This is a genomic window from Ekhidna sp. (assembly GCF_040220215.1).
Taxonomy (GTDB): Bacteria; Bacteroidota; Bacteroidia; order Cytophagales; family Cyclobacteriaceae; genus Ekhidna.
In genome coordinates this window covers 333087-355692 of record NZ_JAVJTR010000025.1, presented here as the reverse complement: position 1 = coordinate 355692, position 22606 = coordinate 333087, and the positions used below count along the sequence as shown (strand labels likewise).

The window sequence follows — 22606 nt, the reverse complement described above, 5'->3', positions numbered from 1 at the left end:
CACTGAATATTATTCTACACTAAATAGACTGAAGGTTTTTCGATGCGTAAAGAATCCTGGAAACAACATCACTCGGAGCTTTAAATGTCACAGCATCCAAAGCAGATTTTGCTTCTTCCAATTCATCCAGTCTTGCTCGGAGTTCCATGTCAGCACACAGCGATTCTCTCATCTCCAATCGCTCGTCCTCATTTAGCTCGTCATATAGAAATCTTACTAAATCATTTTCTGTAAAGGTTTTTGTCATACGCGTTTTGGGTTTGCTCAAACTTTTTTCTCAAGTTTATCAAAGCATACCTCATCCTTCCTAGCGCCGTATTGATACTTACATCAGTTGCATCAGCAATTTCCTGGAAGCTCATTTTCATGTAGTGCCGCATAACCAACACCTCACGTTGTGAGTCCGGTAAATCTTTGATGTAGGCTTTCAGAAGGTTGTAGGTATCTTGTTTGATATGTTCTTCTTCAATAGACGACTCTGAGAAATCAAGCGTATTAAACACGCTGCTTCCATCCTCCATCACGATCATCGGATAGCGCTTCGCTTTTCGAAAGTGGTCTATGGACAGGTTATGAGCGATTCTAAGAATCCATGGAAGAAATTTTCCTTCCTCATTATACCTGCCGGATTTGATGGTACGTATTGCCTTAATGAAAACCTCCTGCATGAGATCCTCGGCAGTATACCTGTCTTTTACAATTAAATAGATAGTGGTAAAAACCCTGTCTTTATGACGATTGAGGAGTTCCTCAAATGCCTCTTCGTTTCCTCCAATGTAGAGGGATAGCAATTCGCTATCGTTCAAACTTGTCTTATTCATGTAATTCACCTGTTTGTTAACGTAGAGGTCTATATCATATTGTAGGGTTTAGGGTTAGAAATAATTTTAGTGGCAAGAATATAAAATTTCCGCAACTCACAAAAACAAGCACCTTATTTTTGCGCGTCGTGAAACCGAATTCTTTAGTTAGTGTTTCATAGACAAGCATACCCCTAAAATGGTTGGAAATATAGACGATCTGGATCCCAAAGAATACATCATCATCAAAGGTGCAAGGGTGAATAACCTGAAAAATCTGGATGTGGCAATACCGCGCGATCAGCTAGTGGTGATCACCGGATTATCGGGTTCTGGTAAGTCTTCTTTGGCATTTGACACGCTTTTTGCAGAAGGGCAAAGAAAATATGTGGAGAGCCTGAGCTCTTACGCCCGACAGTTTTTAGGGCGTATGGAAAAGCCCGAAGTAGACTATATCAAAGGGGTAGCTCCGGCCATTGCGATTGAACAGAAAGTTTCTTCCAGAAACCCGAGATCTACAGTTGGCACCACTACTGAAATCTATGACTACCTCAAGTTGCTCTTCGCCAGAATCGGCAAAACCATTTCTCCTGTTTCCGGCAAAGCAGTAAAAAAAGATAGCGTCACAGATGTCGTTGATTATATCCTTTCTCATGAGGAAGGATCAAAATTGATGATCACCACTCCGCTCAAGCAAAAAAACAAGCGGTCTCTTACAAAGGAATTTCAGATTCTGATGAGCAAAGGGTATAACCGGGTGCTAATCGATAAAGAAGTTGCGTTCATTCAGGATGTTCTGGACAGCAAGGAGACACCAAAAGGAAATGTTGAAATCCTCATTGATCGGGCCGTAGTTCAAAATGATGAAGCTACTCAGTTTCGTTTGGCTGACTCAGTGCAAACCGCCTTCTTCGAAGGAGAAGGCGACTGTTTTGTAACAATCGTCGATAAAGGGAAAAAGAATTTTTCGGACCGATTTGAATTAGACGGAATCATCTTCGAGGAACCATCGGTTAATTTTTTCAGCTTCAATAATCCGTATGGAGCCTGTAGAAAATGCGAAGGTTTTGGTAGAGTTTTAGGAATAGACCCGGACTTAGTAATTCCTGATAGAAACCTATCAGTTTACGAAGGTGCCATTGCTCCATGGAAAGGAGAAACCATGAAAAAGTGGGCCGAGCCTTTACTTCGTGATGGAATCCGATTTGATTTTCCAATCCACCGACCAATAGCAGAGCTTACTCAGGAGCAATACGATCTCCTCTGGACAGGCAATGAATATTTTGAAGGGCTCAACAAGTTCTTTGCTCATTTAGAATCGAAGCTTCACAAGATTCAGTACCGGGTAATGCTTTCCCGATACAGAGGAAAAACGACCTGTCCCGATTGCAGAGGAACTAAGCTGAGGAAAGATGCCAGCTATGTAAAGATTGATAAGCGATCCATCACAGATTTAGTGTTGATGCCGGTGACCAAACTCCGTCCATTTTTTGACTCAATAAAGCTGAGCAAGCACGATGAAAAAGTAGCCAAGCGAATACTGGAAGAAATTAAAAACCGACTTTCCTACCTCGATCAGGTAGGTCTTGGATACCTGACATTAAATCGATTGACAAGTACTCTTTCGGGTGGGGAATATCAACGGATCAAATTGGCGACCTCATTAGGTAGTGCGTTGGTTGGCTCCATGTATATTTTGGATGAGCCAAGCATCGGTCTTCACCCTCGCGATACTGATCGATTGATTGATGTACTAAAAACATTGAGAGATGTAGGCAACACAGTGATTGTGGTAGAACACGAAGAGAAGGTGATGGAAGCCGCAGATCAGATCATCGACATTGGCCCGGATGCAGGAGTGTTTGGAGGTGAGCTTGTATTCCAGGGCAAGACCTCCGATATGAATGGAGAGACCAATTCTTACACCTCTAAATACCTGCAAGGAAAAGAAACGATTCCCGTCCCGGAAAGAAGAAGACCGTGGAGAACATCCGTTCAAGTCGAGGGTGCGCGGGAGAATAACCTCAAGAATATTGACGTGGAAATTCCACTAGGGGTGCTGACAGTTGTTACGGGTGTAAGTGGTTCGGGGAAGTCCACACTTGTTCGCAAGATCATTCACCCTGCTATCGGGAAGCAGCTTGGTTTAATCGGTGAAGCCTCAGGAAAGTTCTCAAACCTGACCGGCAACTATAAAAAAATAACGCAGGTAGAATTTGTAGATCAAAACCCAATCGGGAAAAGTTCCCGCTCGAACCCGGTAACTTATGTGAAGGCCTATGATGCAATTCGTCAGCTTTTTTCAGAGCAGCCGCTTTCCAAAACCAACAACTTCAAACCTGCTCATTTCTCTTTCAATGTAGATGGCGGACGATGTGAGGTATGCGAAGGAGAAGGTACAGTAAAGATTGAAATGCAGTTTATGGCGGACCTCCACCTGACCTGTGAAAACTGTGGGGGTAAGCGGTTCAAAAAAGAGATTTTGGAAGTCAAATACAACGACAAAAACATTGCCGATGTACTAAATTTATCCGTTCAAGAAGCACTTGAATTCTTCGAAGGAAACAACGCCATCACTAATAAACTGCAACCACTTTTTGATGTTGGGCTTGGGTATGTGAAATTGGGTCAGGGATCAAACTCTTTAAGTGGCGGGGAAGCACAGCGGGTGAAACTTGCTTCTTTCCTTTCCAAAGGAAGCAAAACAAACAACACCGATCACATCCTTTTCATCTTTGATGAGCCAACAACCGGCCTCCACTTTCATGATATCAAAAAGCTACTGGACGCCATCAATGCACTTGTTGATGGGGGTAACTCGGTGGTGATCATTGAGCACAACACTGAAGTAATCAAAAATGCTGACTGGATAATCGATCTGGGTCCGGAAGGTGGAGAAGAAGGAGGCCATGTATGCTTCTCGGGATTGCCGGAAGACTTAGTGAAATTGAAGGATAATTACACGGCGAAGTACCTAAAAGAGAAATTATAGCATTTGGCTACTCCACCATGTACTTTCTCATTCGGTGATTAATGCTACCAACATTTGGAGTGACATTAGGATTGCTTTCAATTATCCCTGACAAAAAACCGATCGCTTTTTCTTCAAAGCCAAGCGCCGTTGCAACCTTTTCGCTGAATTTTATTTCACTCATCAATACCTTCCCATCGATCTTCATGAGCTTGACGGTATAAATGAGGATATCCACTTTATCATCAAAACTCAAATCCTTGATAAGATTGCCTGTTTTATCAGCATTCTTAAGGTTTTCTTTCAGCTCTTTTAATGTCAGTCCTTCAAGATCAGCCAAATGACGAATAAATTCTTTCTCAGAATCATCAAACTCACCATCTGCTTGCGCTATCCCCACCAGCGCCCTGAATTTTACAACATCTTTCATTAGGTCAATCGATTAATCTTCTCCCAAGTTGATAAGAATTCATTAATTCACATCAATCTGTGAATGACTAATCGATGAGCGCAACTTCTGTGTCTATTAAAGAGCCCTAGCTGTCAAAATATGCGCCAAGCTTTTTCATGTTCTCTTCGTTGACCTCTACATCGTACTTCACCTGACCTGCCTCAATTAAAATAACTCTGTCGCACGATTCTGCTATATTCTGAAGATTGTGACTGGACACAATCACACATCTGCCTTGCTCTTTCTGAGCACGTATCAGTTTTCGCAGTTTTGCCTGAGAAGTGGGGTCAAGATGTGCAAAAGGCTCATCCATGACGATGTATTTCGGGTCGCCCGCAAGCAAAGACAAAACACCAATCCGCACTTTTGTTCCTGTTGACAAATCACGGATGTACTTCCTATTGTTCTCTATATCCTTATTGGAAAAATCAGCAAAATTTGAAAGCAATTGCTCTACATCAAATTGCGAATTTTTCATCTTCAGAATAAAGGACAAGTACTCCTTTGGCTTCAAAAACTCAATAAGAAAAGACTCATCAATAAACGCGTTCAGATGGTTTTGCCAATCAGCAGAGATATTCACGTGTACATCTTCTACAGACACATATCCATCATCCGGCTTCAACAGATCAAGCATAGATTTAAAGAAAGTGGTTTTTCCTGCCCCATTATTGCCAACAACTCCAATACATTCACCCGGATGAATCTCCAGAGATTCAATGTTTAAAGCTGGAACGCCGTTAAAAGATTTCTTTAGGTTTTTTACTTTGATCATGCTTTAAAGCTTTGAGATAAATGATATTTTCGGCTGTGATATTTTTTTGCAATTCGATCCGTCAGTGGTTGAAAAAGAATTAGCCCCACAATTCCAACACCCCCCATTAAGTAGATGGCATTCAGCCCCATAAACTGTTGTCCAACTCCATAAATAAAAAGTGGTATGAGCATGACCAAAAAACTACTTACAAAGATGGGGCCGGTCATCATTCCATTGTAATTCATAAATGAATTTTCTGTTAAAATAATCTTCGTATCATTAAGTGTCGACCGATACAATGTGATCGGAATGGTCACACCAATATTATAAAGAAAAATCATTGACAAATTCAGAAGGTTTAATCCATTTATTAGTGTTGGAATGGAAGCGAAAACAAATCCTACAATGCAAGTCCCAACATAGAAAAGGTATCGGGTTTTAATAAATTGCTTTGGCGAAATGTTGGTTAATAGAAAATCAAAATAGCTGCCTTCCCAACCTAAAGAGTAGGTGCCATGTTGGATGATAAAAAATCCGGTTGTTATAAAATAAACCAGTGTAACTGCCATCCATTCAGAATCATTGTCAATCACAAATGGGAGTAGCAATACACTTATCAAACCAAGCAAAATATTGCTCCTCGTGCGTTTGTTTCTTACAATAAGTGCCCATTCTAATTGAAAGACCGGGTTTTTAAAACTGAGAACAGGAAGGGATTCCAAAAAACTTCCGGTTCTGCTTTTGTCCTCAATCTCTCTTCTTTCAATTGAGGATCGAACCAGGGATCGTGCCAGTACGATGCTCCCAACTAATACTGTAATCGCTAAAGGAAAACTGATTACCGAAGAGGCTATTTCAATTGACAAGTATTGCAGCAGTAGAGCAAATAGAATTAGGATGCTAATAATCCCTTTTACCCACTTCTTCGAAAATTGCGTTATCAAACCAATATAATGATTGGCTAACCACCATAAGATTATGGTAATTCCCACAGCAAAACCCAACCAGATAAATGCCTTGATGGCCACAGCAAGCAAAGTAATAAATAGCACCAAAGGCATGACGCCAAACAGCGAGGTAATCATATATTGATTGGTTATCTGAACAGACCTTTCACCCCAAAGCACATAATACTTCAGTTTGGGTAAGGGTCGTCTAAATACCAGCCTGATTACTAAATCAATGAAAAGATAAAGCATCAAAAAAAGATGATAATTCGCCTCCTCCTGATCAAAGAATCTGCTTGCCTCTAAGGCATAATCATCCAACATGGTGAACGAAAAAAGAGCTGATCCACCAAATAAAATGGACAGTAAAATGAAGGCAAAAACCTCACCGTCAAAAGACGTACTTCTTCTTATAGATTGAAAATGATGCCGAATATAGAACAGGTCCATTACTAAATTTTAACGGTCGTTACACACTGGGTTTTGTATCATTGCAATCTAATTACTTACGCTTGACATGAGAAAAAAAATTGTAGCAGGAAACTGGAAAATGAATTGCTCACTTCCCGAGGGAAAAAAGCTAGCCTCAGAAGTCATTCATATGGTAGAGGATGAAGTCCAAAACGATGCTCAGGTCATCCTGATTCCACCATTCATTCACCTCACTGGTATTCACAATCTAATTGGGTCGACTAAGAAAGTGTTTCTTGGTGCGCAAAACTGTCATCAACATCAGAGCGGAGCATTCACTGGAGAAGTTTCTGCGGCCATGCTGGTTTCCTGTGGAGCTTCTCATGTTATCCTCGGCCACAGTGAACGAAGGGAATATTTTGGTGAGACGGATGAGCTACTTGCTGAAAAAGTAAAATTCGTATTGGAAAACAGCCTCACTCCCATTTTTTGTTGCGGCGAACGACTTGAAGTTCGTGAAGCTGGGGGTCATGAAAAGTTGGTGACTATGCAAGTGGAAAAGGCATTGTTTGGCCTTTCTGCAGAAGAGATTAGAAAAGTGGTCATTGCGTATGAGCCTGTTTGGGCGATTGGTACCGGAAAAACCGCCAGTGCTGAACAAGCACAAGAAATGCATGCGTTTATCCGAAATCAAATTGCGGCAAAATACGATCAAGAGGTAGCAGACTCCATTTCAATCTTATATGGAGGTAGCGTGAAACCGGATAATGCCAGGGAAATTTTCTCCCAGCCGGACGTAGATGGAGGCTTGATTGGTGGGGCGAGTTTAAAGTCGCGAGACTTTACCAACATTGTAAAAGCTTTCGACTGATGGAATTTATCACCATCAAGGCAACCTGTGATCCGGAGATCTCAGATGTGCTAATCGCTGAACTCTTCGAGGCAGGTTTTGATTCTTTTCAGGAGTTTGATGATGGGTTTGAAGGAAGCTGTGAACAGGGTCAATTTGATGCGGAAAAAGTACAGGTCTTATTCGATCAATATCCCAACGTTTCTTTCACAGTGAAAGAGCAAGAGAAAATAAACTGGAACGAAGAATGGGAAAAGAACTATGACCCGATAATTGTAGGAAATAAATGCATCGTACGGGCATCTTTTCATGAGCCTCAGCCTCAGTTTGAATACGAAATCATCGTTACCCCAAAGATGTCTTTTGGTACCGGGCACCATGCAACCACTTATCAGGTTTTGGACTATCAAATGACGCTTGACCATACAAACAAAAAAGTGCTGGATGTAGGAACGGGCACGGGCATTTTAGCTATCATGGCTAAAAAACGTGGAGCCTCTTCATTAACCGCTACTGATATCGATGATTGGTGCATTGAAAATAGCGAGGAGAATTTTGCGTTGAATAACGTGAAGGACGTTACGTTGATCAAAGGTCAAATTACAGAAGTAGATAATTCCGATTTTGACATCATCATTGCCAACATTAATAAAAATGTGTTACTGGGTCAGATAGGCGATTACTCGGACAGGCTGAAGGAGAATGGTCAGTTAATCTTAAGTGGGTTTTATGAAGCAGACATTGCCGACCTGGAAAAAGAGTCTAAAAAATATGGCTTAACCAGTATCCACTCAACGACGAAAGATAATTGGGCAATGCTCGCCTTAGAAAAACGATCCGTCTAAAACAGTCGTTAATTGGCTGTACAGTGGGGACTTATAAATATCTTTATCGCTTGATGCGCTCGCTCATACTTTCCGTTTTAGCATTTGCGCTGCTGATTACTTCAGCGCAAGCTCAACGATTTTCTGATAACAAAACGGAATTTCGGGCGCAAGCTATTGCCAAACTAAGAGCTGTTGGAACTGAATCTGCCAACAAAATCGCTTTCGATTTTCAAAATGCGTGGGATGGAAAGTTTACTACTGCACAACAAGATAAAGTGCATAAAATCGCACTTATAATGCAGAAAAAGGGACATAAATTTTATCCTTATTTCTATCACTTCTTCACCTATCTGGCATATTCAGTCGCACAGGAAAATTTAAAAAGAGATCAGCTTGATAAGGTTTTAGAGATCAATGAGCAGGTGGTGCATACCCTCAGCAAATCTGAATACAGAGAATTCCTTTTCGGCCTAAACATTTACTTCGCACGCCGATACCTGAGTCTTGATAAAAACCTTGCGGTAAAGGCTGGAGAAGGATCGTATGAATTCAAACTTTTAGACGAATACATCGCCATTGAGCCCGAGGAGGCAATAATCGAAGAAGATACTGGAGCTTTGATCACACAAGATGAAATGCCCGTGATTGTTGAAGACACCTCCGAAGATTCTTGGGGAAATGACTCATGGGGAAACAATGATAGCTGGGGCGATTCTAACGACTCCTGGGACACAAGCAATGACCCCTGGGCAGATAATTCGTCGGATGATGCATGGGGCAGTAGCAATGACTCATGGGGGAATGATGATGGAGGCTGGGGCAATTCCTGGGGAAGTGAAGCAACTGAGGAGCCTGCTTATGAAGAACCAAAAGCAGTACGGCCAAGCTACTCGCCAGCACTTCCAAATTACCTAACTCTGAAACAATATCAATATGTCCATCCCGAGCCTGAGGGACCTGTTATCGAAATAAAAAATGCCCGTGTTGTACTCTCCACTCCATACGATTCATTGAGGATAAAAAGTGTAAACGGGACATTCCTCCTCAAAAACAGAACATTGGCCGGAGAGCAAGGATCAATAGACTGGCCCGGTCAGAATAGTAAATTCAAAGGAGCGGTTATTCAACTGAAACAATTCCACTTAAAGAAGGATCGATCCGATTTTTGGTCGCCAAATGCTTCTTTTCAATTCAGTGATTTGACAGGAGAGGGAAAAATTGAAGGGGTGTTTGAGTTTAAAAGCACACCCCGACAAAAACGCGCATTAAGCAATTACCCAACTTTCACCTCGAACAATGCCGACAATGTAGTGAAACTTAACGACGAACAGCTCAGCTACACTGGCGGCATACAAATCAAAGGAAATACCCTTTACGGGAAATCTGTTTCCAGAGAGCCTGGAACACTCAAAATACTAGATGGCAAGGGCAATACGGTTGTGCTAAAGTCAAAGGAATTCTTCCTGGGGGATTCGCTGGTCTCAATGAATAGTGGATCCATGACCATCCTTCATGGCAGTGACTCAATCTTTCATAAGGCTGTAAAAGCAAAATTTGACATCCTTACCCGTGAGTTAATGGTGCTCCGAAACTCCACCTTGACACCCTATAAATCCTCCTACTTTGATCTGACACTGAATGTGGATCTGATCACATGGAACATGGAAGAAGATTCTATCGAACTGGAAATTATGAACGGAAAAGACCTGCTTCCGGCAACTTTCGAATCCGAAGATTTCTTTGATCAGATCAGGTACCAGAAGTTGGGTCGGTTCTTAGACTTCCACCCGATCAATGCCGCGGTTTTTTATGCACGTAAATATGGCGTTGAGGAGTTTTATGTGGGAGAACTTGCGTTAGAGTATGAAATTGACGAACGGTTTGCAAAAGGTGCTGGCAAGGTGCTTTCCCAGTATGGGTTTGCCGACTACAATGCCACCACCGGCAAGCTAAAACTTTATCCTAAAGCCTTTCATTATTATGACGCGTCTGCAGAGGGTGTGGATTTCGATAACCTCATGGTTCCATCCAAAATAAAAAATGGTTCAAATGCCCATATCGTGCTTGACAGTGGACAATTGAAAGTGCGGGGAGTACATAGGTTCTACCTCACCACCGACTTTAAAATATATGGCGAGCCGGTAGACAGTACTGTTACTCTTTTGAAAGGAAGAAACCTTGAGTTTGATGGAATGATCCATGCAGGCGATTTTCAGTACAAAGGTGCCGGGCATCAGTTCGATTACGAAGAGTTTATTGTGAATATGCCACGGATTGATTCCATGAGGTTAACTGTTCCGCTCCGTGATACAACAGGGACTGGCGCCATTGAACAAGTTGCACTAAAAAATGAACTCACAGAGACCTCCGGAACATTGCACATCAATACAAGTGACAACAAGTCTGGCGTGAAGGAAAACAACAGATATCCATTCTTCAATTCAGATAGTGAAGCCATCGTTTATTTTGATGGAAAAGAAATTTTAAATGGCGCATATGATAAATCTGTTCGCTTTATCATCCCTCCATTCGAGGTTGACAGTTTGGAAAGAAAAGATGGTGGAAGTATCAGTTTTGACGGAACTTTTAATTCGGGCGGAATATTCCCAACCTTCCCGGAAACGCTGCGCATTCAGAACGATCGATCGCTAGGATTCGTCCATCAAATCCCTGCAGAGGGATACAATTTATATGGTACAGAGGCCAAAACATATGAAGAAATTCGATTGAGTAGCAAGGGGATGCGAGGTTTTGGACAAATTGATTTTCTAACAACAACCATTTATTCGGATGACTTTATTTACTACCCGGACTCAGTAACTACTGATGGAACCGGGGGGGTTATTTCTCCGGGTGATTATAAAGGAGCCAGCTACCCGGAAGCCGTCTTGGGGGCTTATGATATGTATTGGCTTCCACGGAAGGATAGTATGTACCTGCGAACAGTGAGAGAACCATTCAAATTCTATAACTCCACTGCGGAACTGGAAGGATTTGCGAACATCACCACTAAAGGTGTCTACGGAGGAGGAACGATGCTCACCCGTGGGTCTAAGGCTGAATCAAATGATTTGAACTTTAAAGAATTAACATATGGTGCGCGTCACGCGCAGTTTCAAGTACTAACAGATGACCCAACCAAGCCGGCCATGGAGGGTGACGATATTCGATTGGATTTTGATTTGACTGACAACACGGCAACCATTCGTCCCGAGCGCATTGGTGTGGCAGCCATTTCCTTCCCGTACGCACAAATGAAAACTTCGATTACCGAGGCAGTATGGGATTTGGAAGATTCAGTGGTGACCATGACCAAACCCAAAAACATACCAATTGAGGATTCCTACTTCTTTACCACCAGGGACGACCTGGACTCATTGGCCTTCAATGCTGAGAAGGCCATCTATGATATCAACACCAAAGAGTTAAATGTTAAGGGTATTCCGTACATCATCGTTGCAGATTCAAAAATCATCCCGGAAGGACATGAGACTACCATTTTAGCAAACTCTGTTTTACAAAAATTTGAAAATGCCCAAATCATTATAGACACACTCAACGGGTATCACTACCTGGATCGTGCGTCCATCCGCATTTGGTCCAGAAACAAGTTTGAAGGAAATGCTTTTTACCAACAGATCGTTGGCACGGATACATTCGACATTCGATTTGATAGCTTCGAATTACTGGATGTCCCGGTTGACCAACCGGATCGGAAAGGCAATGTAAAAACCAGGAAAATGACCGTTTCCGGTGGTGAGGTGATGGAAGACCAAAACCTGATTATATCTCCAGGTTTCCTCTATAAAGGATCAGTAACCATGTATGCTTCAAAGCCTGCATTAGAATTGGACGGACTTGTCAAGCTTGATCTTAATGATCCCGAATACAATCACTGGGTGCGGTTTCAGCGAAAAGAGGGCGAACGCAATGTGCAGCTACCATTCGATAATGCAATTCTGGAAACTGGAGAAAAAGCTTATGCAGGAATTCACATGGATGTTAGAGATGAACTGTACACCACTTTTGTAGAGAAAAAAGCCAATTCAACTGATCTTGACTTCTTTAATGCAAGCGGCCTTCTTACATACATTGATTCCATCCAAACCTACCGTATAGAAAATCCTGCAAAGACAGACGGATCTTCCTATCAGGGACATACCATGCTTTACATGGACACCATTAAGTCCATTGTCTTCGAAGGAAGAGCGAACTTTCTAAACCCGCTCAACACTCAAGTCAAAGTGGATGCCTCGGTACTTGGTGTAGGAGATAAAGAATCAAATGAATATAGTGCAGATGCTATGTTTGCCATGGACTTTGCTGCGCCTCCCGAAGCTTTCGATATCATGTCGTCAGACTTGATTGACATCATCGAGCGGATTGGGCCTCCACTGGCCAATGACATTTCACTTGAACTTCTTTATAAACTGGCCAATATGACCAGTGATGCCACAGCCAAGCAATATGAACAATCCAGCTTAAAAGACTACACCGCTTTGGTTTCCGTTTCCAAAGCCTTGGAGAGACAGTTTCTTATTTCCGGAGTGAAAATGAAATGGGATAAGAGTCAGAAAGCGTGGCACAACACCACCAAACTGGGCATTTCTAATATCTATCTGAATGACCTGAATGCAAAATTGGACGGCTTCCTTGAAATCAAAAAAGATGAATCAGGGGCTGAGGTTGTGAACCTATTCATTCAGGCTGCTCCCGGCATCTGGTACTACATCGGCTATACTTTTAATCAGCTGGTGCTGTATTCTTCCAATGCTGAATTCAATGAGCTTATACAATCCAAATCTAATGTGGAAAGCTCTAAACCCGGCGAGTTGATTCTTGCAGTTGGAGACACGAACGAGACCTTAGGATTCATCAATCGCTTCCGTGAAAGCTATTTCGGAATCAAAGAACCATATAATCTGGTATCCCCGGACGAGATCAAAGTTGAAGATGAAAATTTCAAGACCATCGAGGATGATGAGGACGATGGTTTTGGGTTTGAGTAAGCCTTTCACTAACTAAATCGTGCAGAGCTTCTCGTCGTGAATTAAGTTTGCACAAAAAATGCTAAACACATGAGTGCTATATCCTACATAGAAGAAAACAAAGATCGATTTCTGAACGAACTATTGGAACTGCTCAAAATCCCTTCCGTCAGTGCAGATAAAAAATTTGCCGGAGATGTACGAAAAGCAGCCGAGTATCTGAAAGTTCAGTTTGAGAAACTAGACACTCATGTAGAAATCTGTGAAACTGCTGGCTACCCTATCGTATACGCAGAACACATCAAAGACCCAAGCCTGCCTACAGTCCTGGTTTATGGTCACTACGATGTGCAACCAGCCGATCCTTATGAACTATGGGATTCTCCTCCTTTTGAGCCGGTGATCAAAAATGAAAAGATCTATGCACGTGGCTCTGCCGATGACAAAGGTCAGATGTACATGCATGTAAAAGCTTATGAAGCCCTAATTAAAACTGACAGTCTACCATGCAATGTGAAATTCATGATAGAAGGTGAGGAAGAAGTAGGCTCGGAAAATCTGGAAGTATTTGTAAAAGCAAACAGAGAGAAACTAGCTGCTGACGTCATCTTGATTTCTGACACTGCCATGCTCAGCAACGACACGCCATCAATCAATGTTGGGTTGAAAGGTTTGAGCTATTTGGAAGTAGAAGTAGTAGGCCCAAATCGTGACTTGCATTCAGGGGTGTATGGTGGGGCGGTGGCCAACCCAATCAATATCTTATGCAATATGATTGCTTCGCTTCAGGATGAAAAAGGAAGAATTACCATCCCCGGATTCTACGATAAAGTACAGGAGCTATCGGATGAATACCGCGCCAAAATGGCAGAAGCTCCATTCAACCTGGAAAAATTCAAGAAAGATTTGGGTATTGATGAGGTGAAAGGTGAAGAAGGATACTCTACCATCGAACGAACCGGAATTCGGCCTACCTTAGATGTCAATGGTATCTGGGGTGGATACATCGGTGAGGGTGCCAAGACGGTATTGCCATCAAAGGCAAATGCAAAAATATCTATGCGATTGGTACCAGACCAAACCAGTGATGAGATCACAGAACTTTTTAAGAATCACTTTTTGAGCATTGCACCAAAATCCGTGAAAGTGAAAGTAACACCACACCACGGTGGTGAGCCAGCTGTAACACCGACAGATTCTATCGGATATAAGGCAGCTGTTAAAGCCATGGCAAAAAGCTGGGGAAAAGATCCTATTCCTACAAGAGAAGGTGGTAGCATCCCAATTGTTGCTTTGTTCAAGGAAGAGCTTGGACTGGATTCGATTTTAATGGGCTTTGGGCTGAATGAAGATGCCATTCACTCACCAAACGAAAGCTATGGTTTGTTTAATTACTACCGTGGAATTGAAACGATTTCTTACTTCTATCAGTTTTTCACAGATATGTCAAAATAAATGAAGCTGTTCAAAAAGTCTATTCACTTGTCAGGTTGAGGCTCTCGAAACTTTCTCAGCTATAGATAGAACGACATTTCGAGAACCTCAATGTGACAATAGAAAAAATAAATTGACCTTTTGAACAGCTTCTTTGGCGATGTTTTTATAGACCAATTATGAAAAAATTATTTCTTTCTTTTGTTTTCGCCACCATGGTTTTGGGGGCTTTTTCCCAGGTGCTCAAACCAATCAGCTGGAAAGTTGAGCTTTCAGAAGTCCAGCCTAATGTAGGTGATGAAATAGAGATTCGCTTCAAAGCAAAAATTGAAAAGGACTGGTACCTCTACTCTACTGATTTTGATCCGGATCTCGGTCCCATGGTCACAGAGTTCAATTTCGAAACAAACGACACTTACGAGTTAGTTGGTGAAATAGAACCAATTAATCCAAGTAGAACGTATGATTCTGCCATTTGGATGGGTGAATACACCTACTTCAAAAAAGAAGGATTGTTTATTCAAAAGGTAAAAATTCTTAATGAAGACTTCAGCATTTCCGGTAACTATACCTACCAGGTTTGCTCTGATATCGATGGGAAGTGTATCCCTTTTGATGATGAGTTTTCTTTAGGTAGCAAGAAAAAAGCATCCGGTTTAAAAAAAAAGGCTGAACCAGAGGAGCAAACTGGTAGTCTCTGGTCAATACTAATTACTGCATTTCTAGCCGGACTGGTTGCATTGCTTACGCCATGCGTCTATCCTATGATTCCCATCACGGTTTCAATTTTCCTTAAGCAGAGTAAATCAAGAAAAGAGGGAGTTGGAAAAGCACTTATTTACGGACTTTCTATTATTGTTTTCTTTAGCCTTCTGGGATTCCTCATCTCACTGATTTGGGGATTCACAGCATTAAATGAGCTCAGTACCCACTGGCTTTTCAATCTCATCATCTTTTCTGTTTTTGTGCTGTTTGCACTCTCATTCTTTGGACTATTCGAAATCACCCTTCCTTCAGGATTGGTTACTAAAATAGACCGACAAGCAGATCGTGGTGGTTTGATAGGCATCTTCTTTATGGCTATCACACTGGTGCTGGTAAGTTTTTCATGCACATTCCCTATCGTTGGTACAGCCTTAATTAATACGCTCAGCGGAGGAAGTATTATTGAAGGTACGACAGCTATGTTTGGCTTTTCATTGGCTTTCGCCATTCCCTTCACCGGCTTTGCAATTTTCCCAACATGGCTCAAGTCTATGCCTGAATCAGGTGGCTGGCTGAATTCAGTAAAAGTGGTATTAGGATTTTTGGAGCTGGCGCTAGCACTTAAATTTTTAAGTGTAGCGGACCTGGCTTATCACTGGGGTCTTCTCGATCGTGAAGTTTTCATCGCATTATGGATTGCTATTTTTGGATTACTTGGACTTTATCTTATCGGTAAACTGAAACTCAAAAGTGATACAGACTCAGATAAGATTTCTGTGGCCAGACTGATGCTGGCTGTATGCACATTCTCCTTCGTTATTGCATTAATTCCAGGTCTTTGGGGTGCACCTTTAAAATCCTTATCCGGATTCCTTCCTCCAATGTCCACTCATAATTTCAACCTTCTGCAAGAAGAGGCTGGAGGCAACACATGTGAGGAGCCTAAGTACAACGACATTCTTGAATGGCCACATGGGTTGCAGGGCTACTTTGATTATGACCAGGCAGTAGCATGTGCAAAGGAACAGGGGAAACCAATTTTCATTGATTTTACGGGTCATGGGTGTGTAAACTGTAGAGAAATGGAGCAGCGTGTTTGGTCTGATCCGGCCGTTCTGAAAAGATTGAGTGAAAATTTTGTTCTGGTAGCGCTTTATGTGGATGATCGAACTAAACTTTCAGAAAGTGAGTGGTATTCATCTACTTATGATGGTAAAACCAAGAAAACCATAGGCCAGCAAAATGCTGACTTTCAAATCACTAGATTCAACAACAATGCACAGCCATTTTATGTGATTCTAAATGAAGATGAAAAGCTGCTGATTCCACCGAAAGCATATGATTTAGATATTTCAGCTTTTGTGGATTTTTTGGATAAAGCATTGGAAAACCACCGAAAAAACGCAGTTTTGTAGCGTCATCAAGCGAATTGCATGAGAAAAAACCAAATCTGGCTAATTATAGTTGGGCTAACAATCACGATCATTTCGGCTATTTACCTTAAAGCTCCTTTGGCAGAGCAAGAAGGTTTCCTGGCTGAGATAGAGGTTGATTCTACATTTTTTCAACTCCCAACCTTATACTACGGATATCCAATTGACTCCTTTGACATTGTGGAGGGTAAAGTGAGGTGGAACCAAAACCTTTCTGAGATACTTTCTGCTTTCAATATTTCATTCCAGGATATCCATACGCTTGCGCAAAATGCAAGGGAGGTTTATGATGTGCGAAAACTGAAAGCAGGCGCTTCTTACGCAATTATTCATAATCGTGATTCTTTAAGAACAGCGCGACAATTCATATTCGAGCCATCCCCGACCGAATATGTTGTTTATAATCTCGTGGATACTATTTACGCAGAGCGTCAGCAAAAGCCTGTTGAAGTAAAAGAAAGAACCCTGGCCGCAGAAATCAACTCCTCGCTTTACAACTCCTTAATGGATTTGGGTGCTTCACCGATACTGGTGCACAGAATGGTAGACGTTTTCGCCTGGCAGGTGGACTTTTTCAGGATTGCCAAGGGCGATAAGTTTAAATTGGTTTTTGAAGAGGAGACTGTAGATGGTGAGGTTGTCGGTATAAGAAATATAAAAGGAGCTTACTTTGAGCATTGGGGCAAATCCTATTATGCTATTCCATTTGAAACAGAAGAAAAGCTTGATTTTTTTGATGAGGAAGGAAATAGCCTTAGAAAAACCCTATTAAAAGCTCCACTTGACTATACCAGGATAAGTTCCCGCTTTTCGCTTAAAAGATTCCATCCGGTACAAAAAAGATATAAAGCACATTTGGGTACAGACTATGCTGCTCCAACCGGAACCCCCATTAGAACAGTAGGAGATGGCGTTGTTTTAGAAGCTCGCTATCATGGTGGAAACGGTAATTATGTAAAGATCAAACACAACAGTAATTACACCACCCAGTACCTTCACATGTCTAAAATTGAGCGTGGCATCCGGCCTGGAACCACCGTAAAACAAGGACAGACCATTGGCTATGTAGGTAGCACGGGTTTGGCAAATGGGCCGCATTTGTGCTATAGATTTTGGAAAAACGGCCGCCAGGTTGACGCTTTGAAAGTGGATATACCTTCTTCTGGAGGTATTGATTCTACACAAATTGCAAATTTCAAGGTTGTGAGCGATTCAATAAGAAATGTTTTGGATCAAATCAATTTTGAAACTCAAGAGAAGCTACTAGCAAAAATTCCAACTCAATCTGAAGATAGTCCAACTCAATAAATGAGCTATTCTTACCGACTTTGGTATCGAAACGATTAACAATTCTTTAGATTTTGCATTTATTTGAGTTATTTTGGGCTAAATCATCCAAAAATCAAATGCGGAAAATCTATTTTTTTGCCATTTTTTCGCTCGCTTTAGTAACTGCCGCCACAGCCCAAGTCTCCAGCGATACTCTCGTGCTGTTTTATGGTCAAATGCTTAAAGCCGCGGACTCAACGCCAGTAGCAGGCAATATACTTTATGAAAAGCTCCCCTATTATGACGATATGGGGATGGCCTCAACTAAATCGGATGGCACTTTTGAAATTCAGCTCATCCAGGGTGAAACTTATAATTTCTCTGTTACCAAGAGTGGATACAATAAATACAGCGAAGAAATTAAGGTATCTGGAAATATGGAACGTAACCTCTATATCGAGGAAGATGTAGTAGAGTTGAGAAAACTTGAAAACCTTATTTTCTCACGCGGTAGCGATCAAATCTCATCCAGCTCTTTTGAGGAGCTCAATGAACTCGCACTTTGGCTAAATGAGAACCCATCCATTATTATCCAATTGGAAGGACATACCGATTTTGCCGGTAATCCTGATGCCAATATGCGACTATCAGAAGCCAGGGTTGTTGCCGTCCAGGAATATCTTATCGATCAGAAAGTGAAGAAAAGTAGAATATTCACCAAGGCTTTTGGTGGATCCCAGCCAGTGACACAAGACCGAACTGATGAGGCGAAAGCGCTTAACAGAAGAGTAGAAGTTAGAGTAATTCGCCGTTAAACTTAGACATCATGAAAAAAATCTACCTAATCGCACTTGGCTTAGTATTTACCTATGCGTCCAACGCACAAGAAACTGTTGCATGGGGCACACAAGTCATTGACGTTTCTTCAGAGTATTCACCTTATGAATATTCTGCCATTCAAACCTTACACAGACCCAATGTGCTTCCGGGCGGAGGTGAGAACCCTAACGCCTGGCGTCCAAAAAGCACGGACAAGGAAGAGTTCATTATGGTCTCTTTCAATACACCCATAAAAGCCAAGCAAATTGCTATTGCCGAGTCTGAAAACCCGGGAGCTGTGAAAGCGGTATATGGCTATGATGCTGAATACAACGAATACACCCTTTTCGAACTTGCTCCTCGTGATCTTCCAATTGAGTCTCGTCTTTTGAACCTCTTCTTTGAAGAAACACCCTATGAAGTTCATGCTGTTCGTGTAGTACTTGATTGTAGTGTTTCAGAAGGATACAATGCCATAGATGCCATAGGGGTATCTAAATCCAATATCCCTATCAATGTATTACTGAACCTTGCAAGAGGTGTAAACAGTACTGTGGATGCTGAAAAATTAAGCACAAATGTAAATAGTGACTATGTGGAGCACAGTCCCATCATTTCCCCTGATGGAAAGAAGCTTTACTTTTCCCGCCAGTTTCACCCGGACAATGTGGGAGGAGAAAATGACGCAGAAGATATTTGGGTTTCCGAATTAGATGAAGAAACCGGTGAATGGCTCCCCGCCAAAAATGTGGGTCCCCCATTAAATACACCTGGCCCCAATTTTATAAGTTCTATCAGCATGGTTGACAATGAAGAAGTACTAATCCTGGGAAACAGGTATGGAAAAAAAGGTAGGATGTATACCGGTGTTTCCATGTCCAAGAAAACGGGTGATACTTTTGAAGACCCTACTTCAATAGAAATTGAAAACGAGTACAACTATTCTCCGAATGCAGACTTCTTTTTGGCTCCCGGAGGAAAGGCCATGATCATGTCAGCAGAACGTGATGATACCTATGGTGCGCGAGATCTTTACGTCTCTTTTAAGAAAAATGATGGTACCTGGACCGAGCCAATGAATTTGGGCAATGATATCAATTCATTAGGAGAGGATGAATCACCTTTTATGGCTGAAGATGGCCGGACACTCTATTTTTCATCTGATGGGTATACCGGATATGGAGGTGCAGATATTTATGTTTCCTTTAAGCTTGACGATACATGGAAACGATGGTCGGAACCCGAAAACCTGGGGCCGGGAATTAATAAAGAAGGTAATGATGAATATTTCAGTATACCTGCAACCGGTCAAAATCTGTATTTCACCAGGGGTGAAAAAGGAGAGGACACAGACATATTCAGTTTTAAAGTAGAGGATTTGTTCTCTGATCAGGTTGAATCCCCGCTGGTAGCTTCGGTTAAACATTTGGTTCCTGAAGACATTATTGCAACTGTTTCAGGCACTGTGCTGGATGCAAAAACAGAAAAGCCCGTTAATGGAGCCACAGTATTGATCGAAAGGCTTCCTGATGGTTTGGATATAGGTCATGCGGCTACCAATGAAACAGGCACATTCAAATTTACCGTGCAAGGAGGTTGGCAATATGGGCTAGTAGGAGAGGCTGAAGGCTATATTTCAGAAACTGAAAGGCTGGATTTTGTAGAGTTAAAGAAATCAGATACCGTTGAGAAATTCATTCGAATTTTCCCAATTCAAAAAGGTGAAACCATAGAGCTTAAAAATATCTTCTTCGATTTCGACAAGGCAGAACTTAAAACTGCTTCGTATCCGGAGCTGAACCGGGTACTGGATTACCTCAAGAAAGGAACCATCGATAAAATCCTCATTACAGGCCATACCGACAATGTAGGCAATGAAGATTACAACATGAGCCTATCCGGTAAACGTGCCAAGGCTGTAATGGATTATTTTATCCGCAATGAAATCAGCAGGGATCGGTTGGCTTACAAAGCATTTGGAGAATCTAAACCGAAAGTGCCAAACGACACCCCTGAAAACAGACAAATCAATCGGCGAGTCGAGTTCCAAATTCAATAGGCAAAAAAGACTTCTCAATAAAAGGTCAGCTTTCCAAGCTGACTTTTTTATTTTTAATCTATGGATACAGCTACACAATCTCAAATCCGCGATTTATTTGATCAGGTTAAAAAGCATTCGATAGCGCTAAGAACTTCTACACTATCGGATCGAAAAGATCATCTGAACAAGCTTGAAAAATGGATATTAAATCACAGGCAAGAGATTCAGGAGGCTGTATTTAATGACTTACAAAAGCCTCGACAAGAAACAGACCTTACCGAAATTTTTGTCGTGCTATCAGAAATCAGAAAGGCAAGGAAAAATTTAAAGTCCTGGATGATGCCCAAGCAGGCCCAAACAAGCATCACCTATCTGGGAACAAAAGCAGAAACTTTTTATGAACCAAAAGGGGCTTGTTTAATTATCGCACCATGGAATTATCCTTTCCAGCTAGCGATTGGGCCACTGGTCTCCGCCATTGCCGCAGGCAATAGTGTCATTATCAAACCCTCCGAGTTTTCAGAAAATACTTCGGAGCTAATCCAGCGAATGTGTTCGGAGCTTTTTCTGCCTGAAGAAGTAAGTGTTGTGCTAGGAGCCATTGATGAATCTCAGGAGCTTCTGTCTCTCCCTTTTGACCATATATTTTTTACCGGAAGCCCGCAGGTTGGAAAGATTGTAATGACCGCTGCTGCCAAGCATTTGGCTTCTGTAACGCTGGAGCTTGGTGGAAAATCACCAACCATCGTTGATAAAAGTGCAAACATCAAAGATGCCGCTCAAAAGATAGCCTGGGGCAAGTGGCAAAATGCTGGTCAGGTCTGTATCGCCCCGGACTACCTCTATGTTCATGAGGATGTAAAGGAAAGGTTGATTGAGGAACTTATCGTTCAGTCCGAAAAAATGTATGGACAGAGAGAAACGTATGGAGCAATCATCAGTCGCGAGCATCACAATCGTATCAATGACCTCATGGCTGACGCCATAGATAAAGGTGCGGATATTCAGTTTGGTGGTAAATCAGAACGGGATAATCTACGTTTCACTCCCACTTTACTAAGCAATGTATCGAAGGATTCCAGGATTTTAGAAGAAGAAATATTCGGTCCTATTCTACCGCTACTTATCTATCAAAATATTGAAGATGTTATCGATTTCATCAATCAGAAACCAAAGCCTTTAGCACTCTATGTTTTCACCAATAAAAAAAGTGTGATAGATAAAGTGAAAAAAGAAACGAGTGCCGGCATGATGACCATCAATGATGTGGTTTTACAATTTGCTCATCCAAACCTACCCATTGGGGGCGTCAATAATAGCGGAATCGGTAAGGCACATGGTCACACCGGCTTCATTGCATTTTCCAATGAAAAAGCCATTGTCAAACAAAGGAAAGGGCTCACCATGGCAAAGACGGTTTATCCTCCATATTCGGCTTTTAAAAAATTTATGATTGATTTCATGGTTAAGTATTTTTGAGTGTGAAAAAGTTACAGATTATTCTACTGATCATCGCTTGCTCTTGTAGTTCTTCATCGAATGAAAAAGCGAATTTGAGACCCGCCGAATGGCATGGTAAATGGGTTGCTGAGTGGGAAACCCCACCGGAATCCTATCCTGGAATAGAAGACATGGAGTTTTACATGGACGGAAGCTTTGTTTTTACTCCTGACAGCCTAACCGTTACAGCAAACGGATATCCTGATTGTATTTTCAATGTAGACACCTTGTCTCATACTCAATCGTGGTATGTTTCAAGTGATACGCTGTTTCTGGTAAACGATCCTGAAAGTCCGGGCATGACGTATCGGATTTCGACCATGTCCAACAATCGTATCACACTGCAACTGATGGAGGATATCTTCGTCACACTTACAAAATAGGTTGACGTTTTGCTAAAAAA

General features: G+C 41.8%; 16 protein-coding genes. 11 read left to right on the top strand and 5 right to left on the bottom strand.

Features of this window, described 5'->3' with window-relative positions:
* Positions 1 to 19: 19 nt before the first annotated feature.
* Both RIC88_RS18020 and RIC88_RS18015 read right to left on the bottom strand, forming a co-directional pair.
* On the bottom strand, positions 20 to 247 hold the full coding sequence (locus RIC88_RS18020; protein WP_350218961.1) for an anti-sigma factor family protein: 228 nt from the start codon (positions 245 to 247) through the stop codon (positions 20 to 22).
* Complete coding sequence (locus RIC88_RS18015; RefSeq protein WP_089355120.1) at positions 222 to 821, bottom strand: RNA polymerase sigma factor; 600 nt, start codon at positions 819 to 821, stop codon at positions 222 to 224. The genes RIC88_RS18020 and RIC88_RS18015 overlap by 26 nt, the downstream gene beginning before the upstream one ends.
* Positions 822 to 999: 178 nt before the next feature.
* On the opposite strand from RIC88_RS18015, the gene uvrA reads away from it, so the two are divergent.
* A complete protein-coding gene (gene uvrA / locus RIC88_RS18010) occupies positions 1000 to 3792 on the top strand; it encodes an excinuclease ABC subunit UvrA (protein ID WP_350218960.1) in 2793 nt (930 codons plus the stop codon).
* Positions 3793 to 3799: 7 nt separating this feature from the next.
* Here the strand turns inward: uvrA and RIC88_RS18005 are convergent, their stop codons facing one another.
* The 3 genes from RIC88_RS18005 to RIC88_RS17995 form a co-directional block, all read right to left on the bottom strand.
* Positions 3800 to 4201, bottom strand: a complete 402-nt coding sequence (locus tag RIC88_RS18005) for a tellurite resistance TerB family protein (RefSeq protein WP_350218959.1) — start codon at positions 4199 to 4201, stop codon at positions 3800 to 3802.
* Positions 4202 to 4307: 106 nt separating this feature from the next.
* Complete coding sequence (locus RIC88_RS18000) at positions 4308 to 4997, bottom strand: ABC transporter ATP-binding protein (RefSeq protein WP_350218958.1); 690 nt, start codon at positions 4995 to 4997, stop codon at positions 4308 to 4310.
* Positions 4994 to 6376 carry a DUF5687 family protein gene (locus RIC88_RS17995; RefSeq protein WP_350218957.1) on the bottom strand — a complete coding sequence of 461 codons (1383 nt, stop codon included), beginning with the start codon at positions 6374 to 6376 and terminating at the stop codon, positions 4994 to 4996. The genes RIC88_RS18000 and RIC88_RS17995 overlap by 4 nt, the downstream gene beginning before the upstream one ends.
* 67 nt (positions 6377 to 6443) lie before the next feature.
* Here RIC88_RS17995 and tpiA point away from each other — a divergent pair, with 67 nt between their 5' ends.
* From tpiA to RIC88_RS17945, 10 genes are all read left to right on the top strand, one after another.
* Entirely contained in the window at positions 6444 to 7208 is a 765-nt protein-coding gene (gene tpiA / locus RIC88_RS17990) for a triose-phosphate isomerase (RefSeq protein WP_350218956.1), read from the top strand.
* Positions 7208 to 8032 (top strand): 50S ribosomal protein L11 methyltransferase, encoded by an 825-nt coding sequence (prmA, locus tag RIC88_RS17985; protein WP_350218955.1) that lies wholly within the window; start codon positions 7208 to 7210, stop codon positions 8030 to 8032. The genes tpiA and prmA overlap by 1 nt, the downstream gene beginning before the upstream one ends.
* Positions 8033 to 8085: 53 nt before the next feature.
* Positions 8086 to 13023: a hypothetical protein gene (locus RIC88_RS17980; RefSeq protein ID WP_350218954.1), complete on the top strand. Its 4938-nt coding sequence runs from the start codon at positions 8086 to 8088 to the stop codon at positions 13021 to 13023.
* A gap of 69 nt (positions 13024 to 13092) precedes the next feature.
* Positions 13093 to 14457 (top strand): dipeptidase, encoded by a 1365-nt coding sequence (locus RIC88_RS17975; protein WP_350218953.1) that lies wholly within the window; start codon positions 13093 to 13095, stop codon positions 14455 to 14457.
* 158 nt (positions 14458 to 14615) lie between these two features.
* Positions 14616 to 16556 carry a protein-disulfide reductase DsbD family protein gene (locus tag RIC88_RS17970; RefSeq protein ID WP_350218952.1) on the top strand — a complete coding sequence of 647 codons (1941 nt, stop codon included), beginning with the start codon at positions 14616 to 14618 and terminating at the stop codon, positions 16554 to 16556.
* Between the two features lie 18 nt (positions 16557 to 16574).
* Positions 16575 to 17882 (top strand): peptidoglycan DD-metalloendopeptidase family protein, encoded by a 1308-nt coding sequence (locus tag RIC88_RS17965; RefSeq protein WP_350218951.1) that lies wholly within the window; start codon positions 16575 to 16577, stop codon positions 17880 to 17882.
* Positions 17883 to 17980: 98 nt separating this feature from the next.
* A complete protein-coding gene (locus RIC88_RS17960; protein ID WP_350218950.1) occupies positions 17981 to 18658 on the top strand; it encodes an OmpA family protein in 678 nt (225 codons plus the stop codon).
* An 11-nt stretch (positions 18659 to 18669) separates the two neighbouring features.
* On the top strand, positions 18670 to 20721 hold the full coding sequence (locus RIC88_RS17955; protein WP_350218949.1) for an OmpA family protein: 2052 nt from the start codon (positions 18670 to 18672) through the stop codon (positions 20719 to 20721).
* Between the two features lie 60 nt (positions 20722 to 20781).
* The gene (locus tag RIC88_RS17950) at positions 20782 to 22182 is read left to right on the top strand and encodes an aldehyde dehydrogenase family protein (protein ID WP_350218948.1); all 1401 of its coding nucleotides are present in this window, start codon (positions 20782 to 20784) and stop codon (positions 22180 to 22182) included.
* A 2-nt stretch (positions 22183 to 22184) separates the two neighbouring features.
* Positions 22185 to 22586: a hypothetical protein gene (locus RIC88_RS17945; RefSeq protein ID WP_350218947.1), complete on the top strand. Its 402-nt coding sequence runs from the start codon at positions 22185 to 22187 to the stop codon at positions 22584 to 22586.
* Positions 22587 to 22606 lie beyond the last annotated feature (20 nt).

What these genes read in the sequence shown, in the direction of transcription:
- RIC88_RS18020 (WP_350218961.1), bottom strand. Translation starts at nt 247, where the DNA reads ATGACAAAAACCTTTACAGAAAATGATTTAGTAAGATTTCTATATGAC.
- RIC88_RS18015 (WP_089355120.1), bottom strand. Translation starts at nt 821, where the DNA reads ATGAATAAGACAAGTTTGAACGATAGCGAATTGCTATCCCTCTACATT.
- uvrA (WP_350218960.1), top strand. Translation starts at nt 1,000, where the DNA reads ATGGTTGGAAATATAGACGATCTGGATCCCAAAGAATACATCATCATC.
- RIC88_RS18005 (WP_350218959.1), bottom strand. Translation starts at nt 4,201, where the DNA reads ATGAAAGATGTTGTAAAATTCAGGGCGCTGGTGGGGATAGCGCAAGCA.
- RIC88_RS18000 (WP_350218958.1), bottom strand. Translation starts at nt 4,997, where the DNA reads ATGATCAAAGTAAAAAACCTAAAGAAATCTTTTAACGGCGTTCCAGCT.
- RIC88_RS17995 (WP_350218957.1), bottom strand. Translation starts at nt 6,376, where the DNA reads ATGGACCTGTTCTATATTCGGCATCATTTTCAATCTATAAGAAGAAGT.
- tpiA (WP_350218956.1), top strand. Translation starts at nt 6,444, where the DNA reads ATGAGAAAAAAAATTGTAGCAGGAAACTGGAAAATGAATTGCTCACTT.
- prmA (WP_350218955.1), top strand. Translation starts at nt 7,208, where the DNA reads ATGGAATTTATCACCATCAAGGCAACCTGTGATCCGGAGATCTCAGAT.
- RIC88_RS17980 (WP_350218954.1), top strand. Translation starts at nt 8,086, where the DNA reads ATGCGCTCGCTCATACTTTCCGTTTTAGCATTTGCGCTGCTGATTACT.
- RIC88_RS17975 (WP_350218953.1), top strand. Translation starts at nt 13,093, where the DNA reads ATGAGTGCTATATCCTACATAGAAGAAAACAAAGATCGATTTCTGAAC.
- RIC88_RS17970 (WP_350218952.1), top strand. Translation starts at nt 14,616, where the DNA reads ATGAAAAAATTATTTCTTTCTTTTGTTTTCGCCACCATGGTTTTGGGG.
- RIC88_RS17965 (WP_350218951.1), top strand. Translation starts at nt 16,575, where the DNA reads ATGAGAAAAAACCAAATCTGGCTAATTATAGTTGGGCTAACAATCACG.
- RIC88_RS17960 (WP_350218950.1), top strand. Translation starts at nt 17,981, where the DNA reads ATGCGGAAAATCTATTTTTTTGCCATTTTTTCGCTCGCTTTAGTAACT.
- RIC88_RS17955 (WP_350218949.1), top strand. Translation starts at nt 18,670, where the DNA reads ATGAAAAAAATCTACCTAATCGCACTTGGCTTAGTATTTACCTATGCG.
- RIC88_RS17950 (WP_350218948.1), top strand. Translation starts at nt 20,782, where the DNA reads ATGGATACAGCTACACAATCTCAAATCCGCGATTTATTTGATCAGGTT.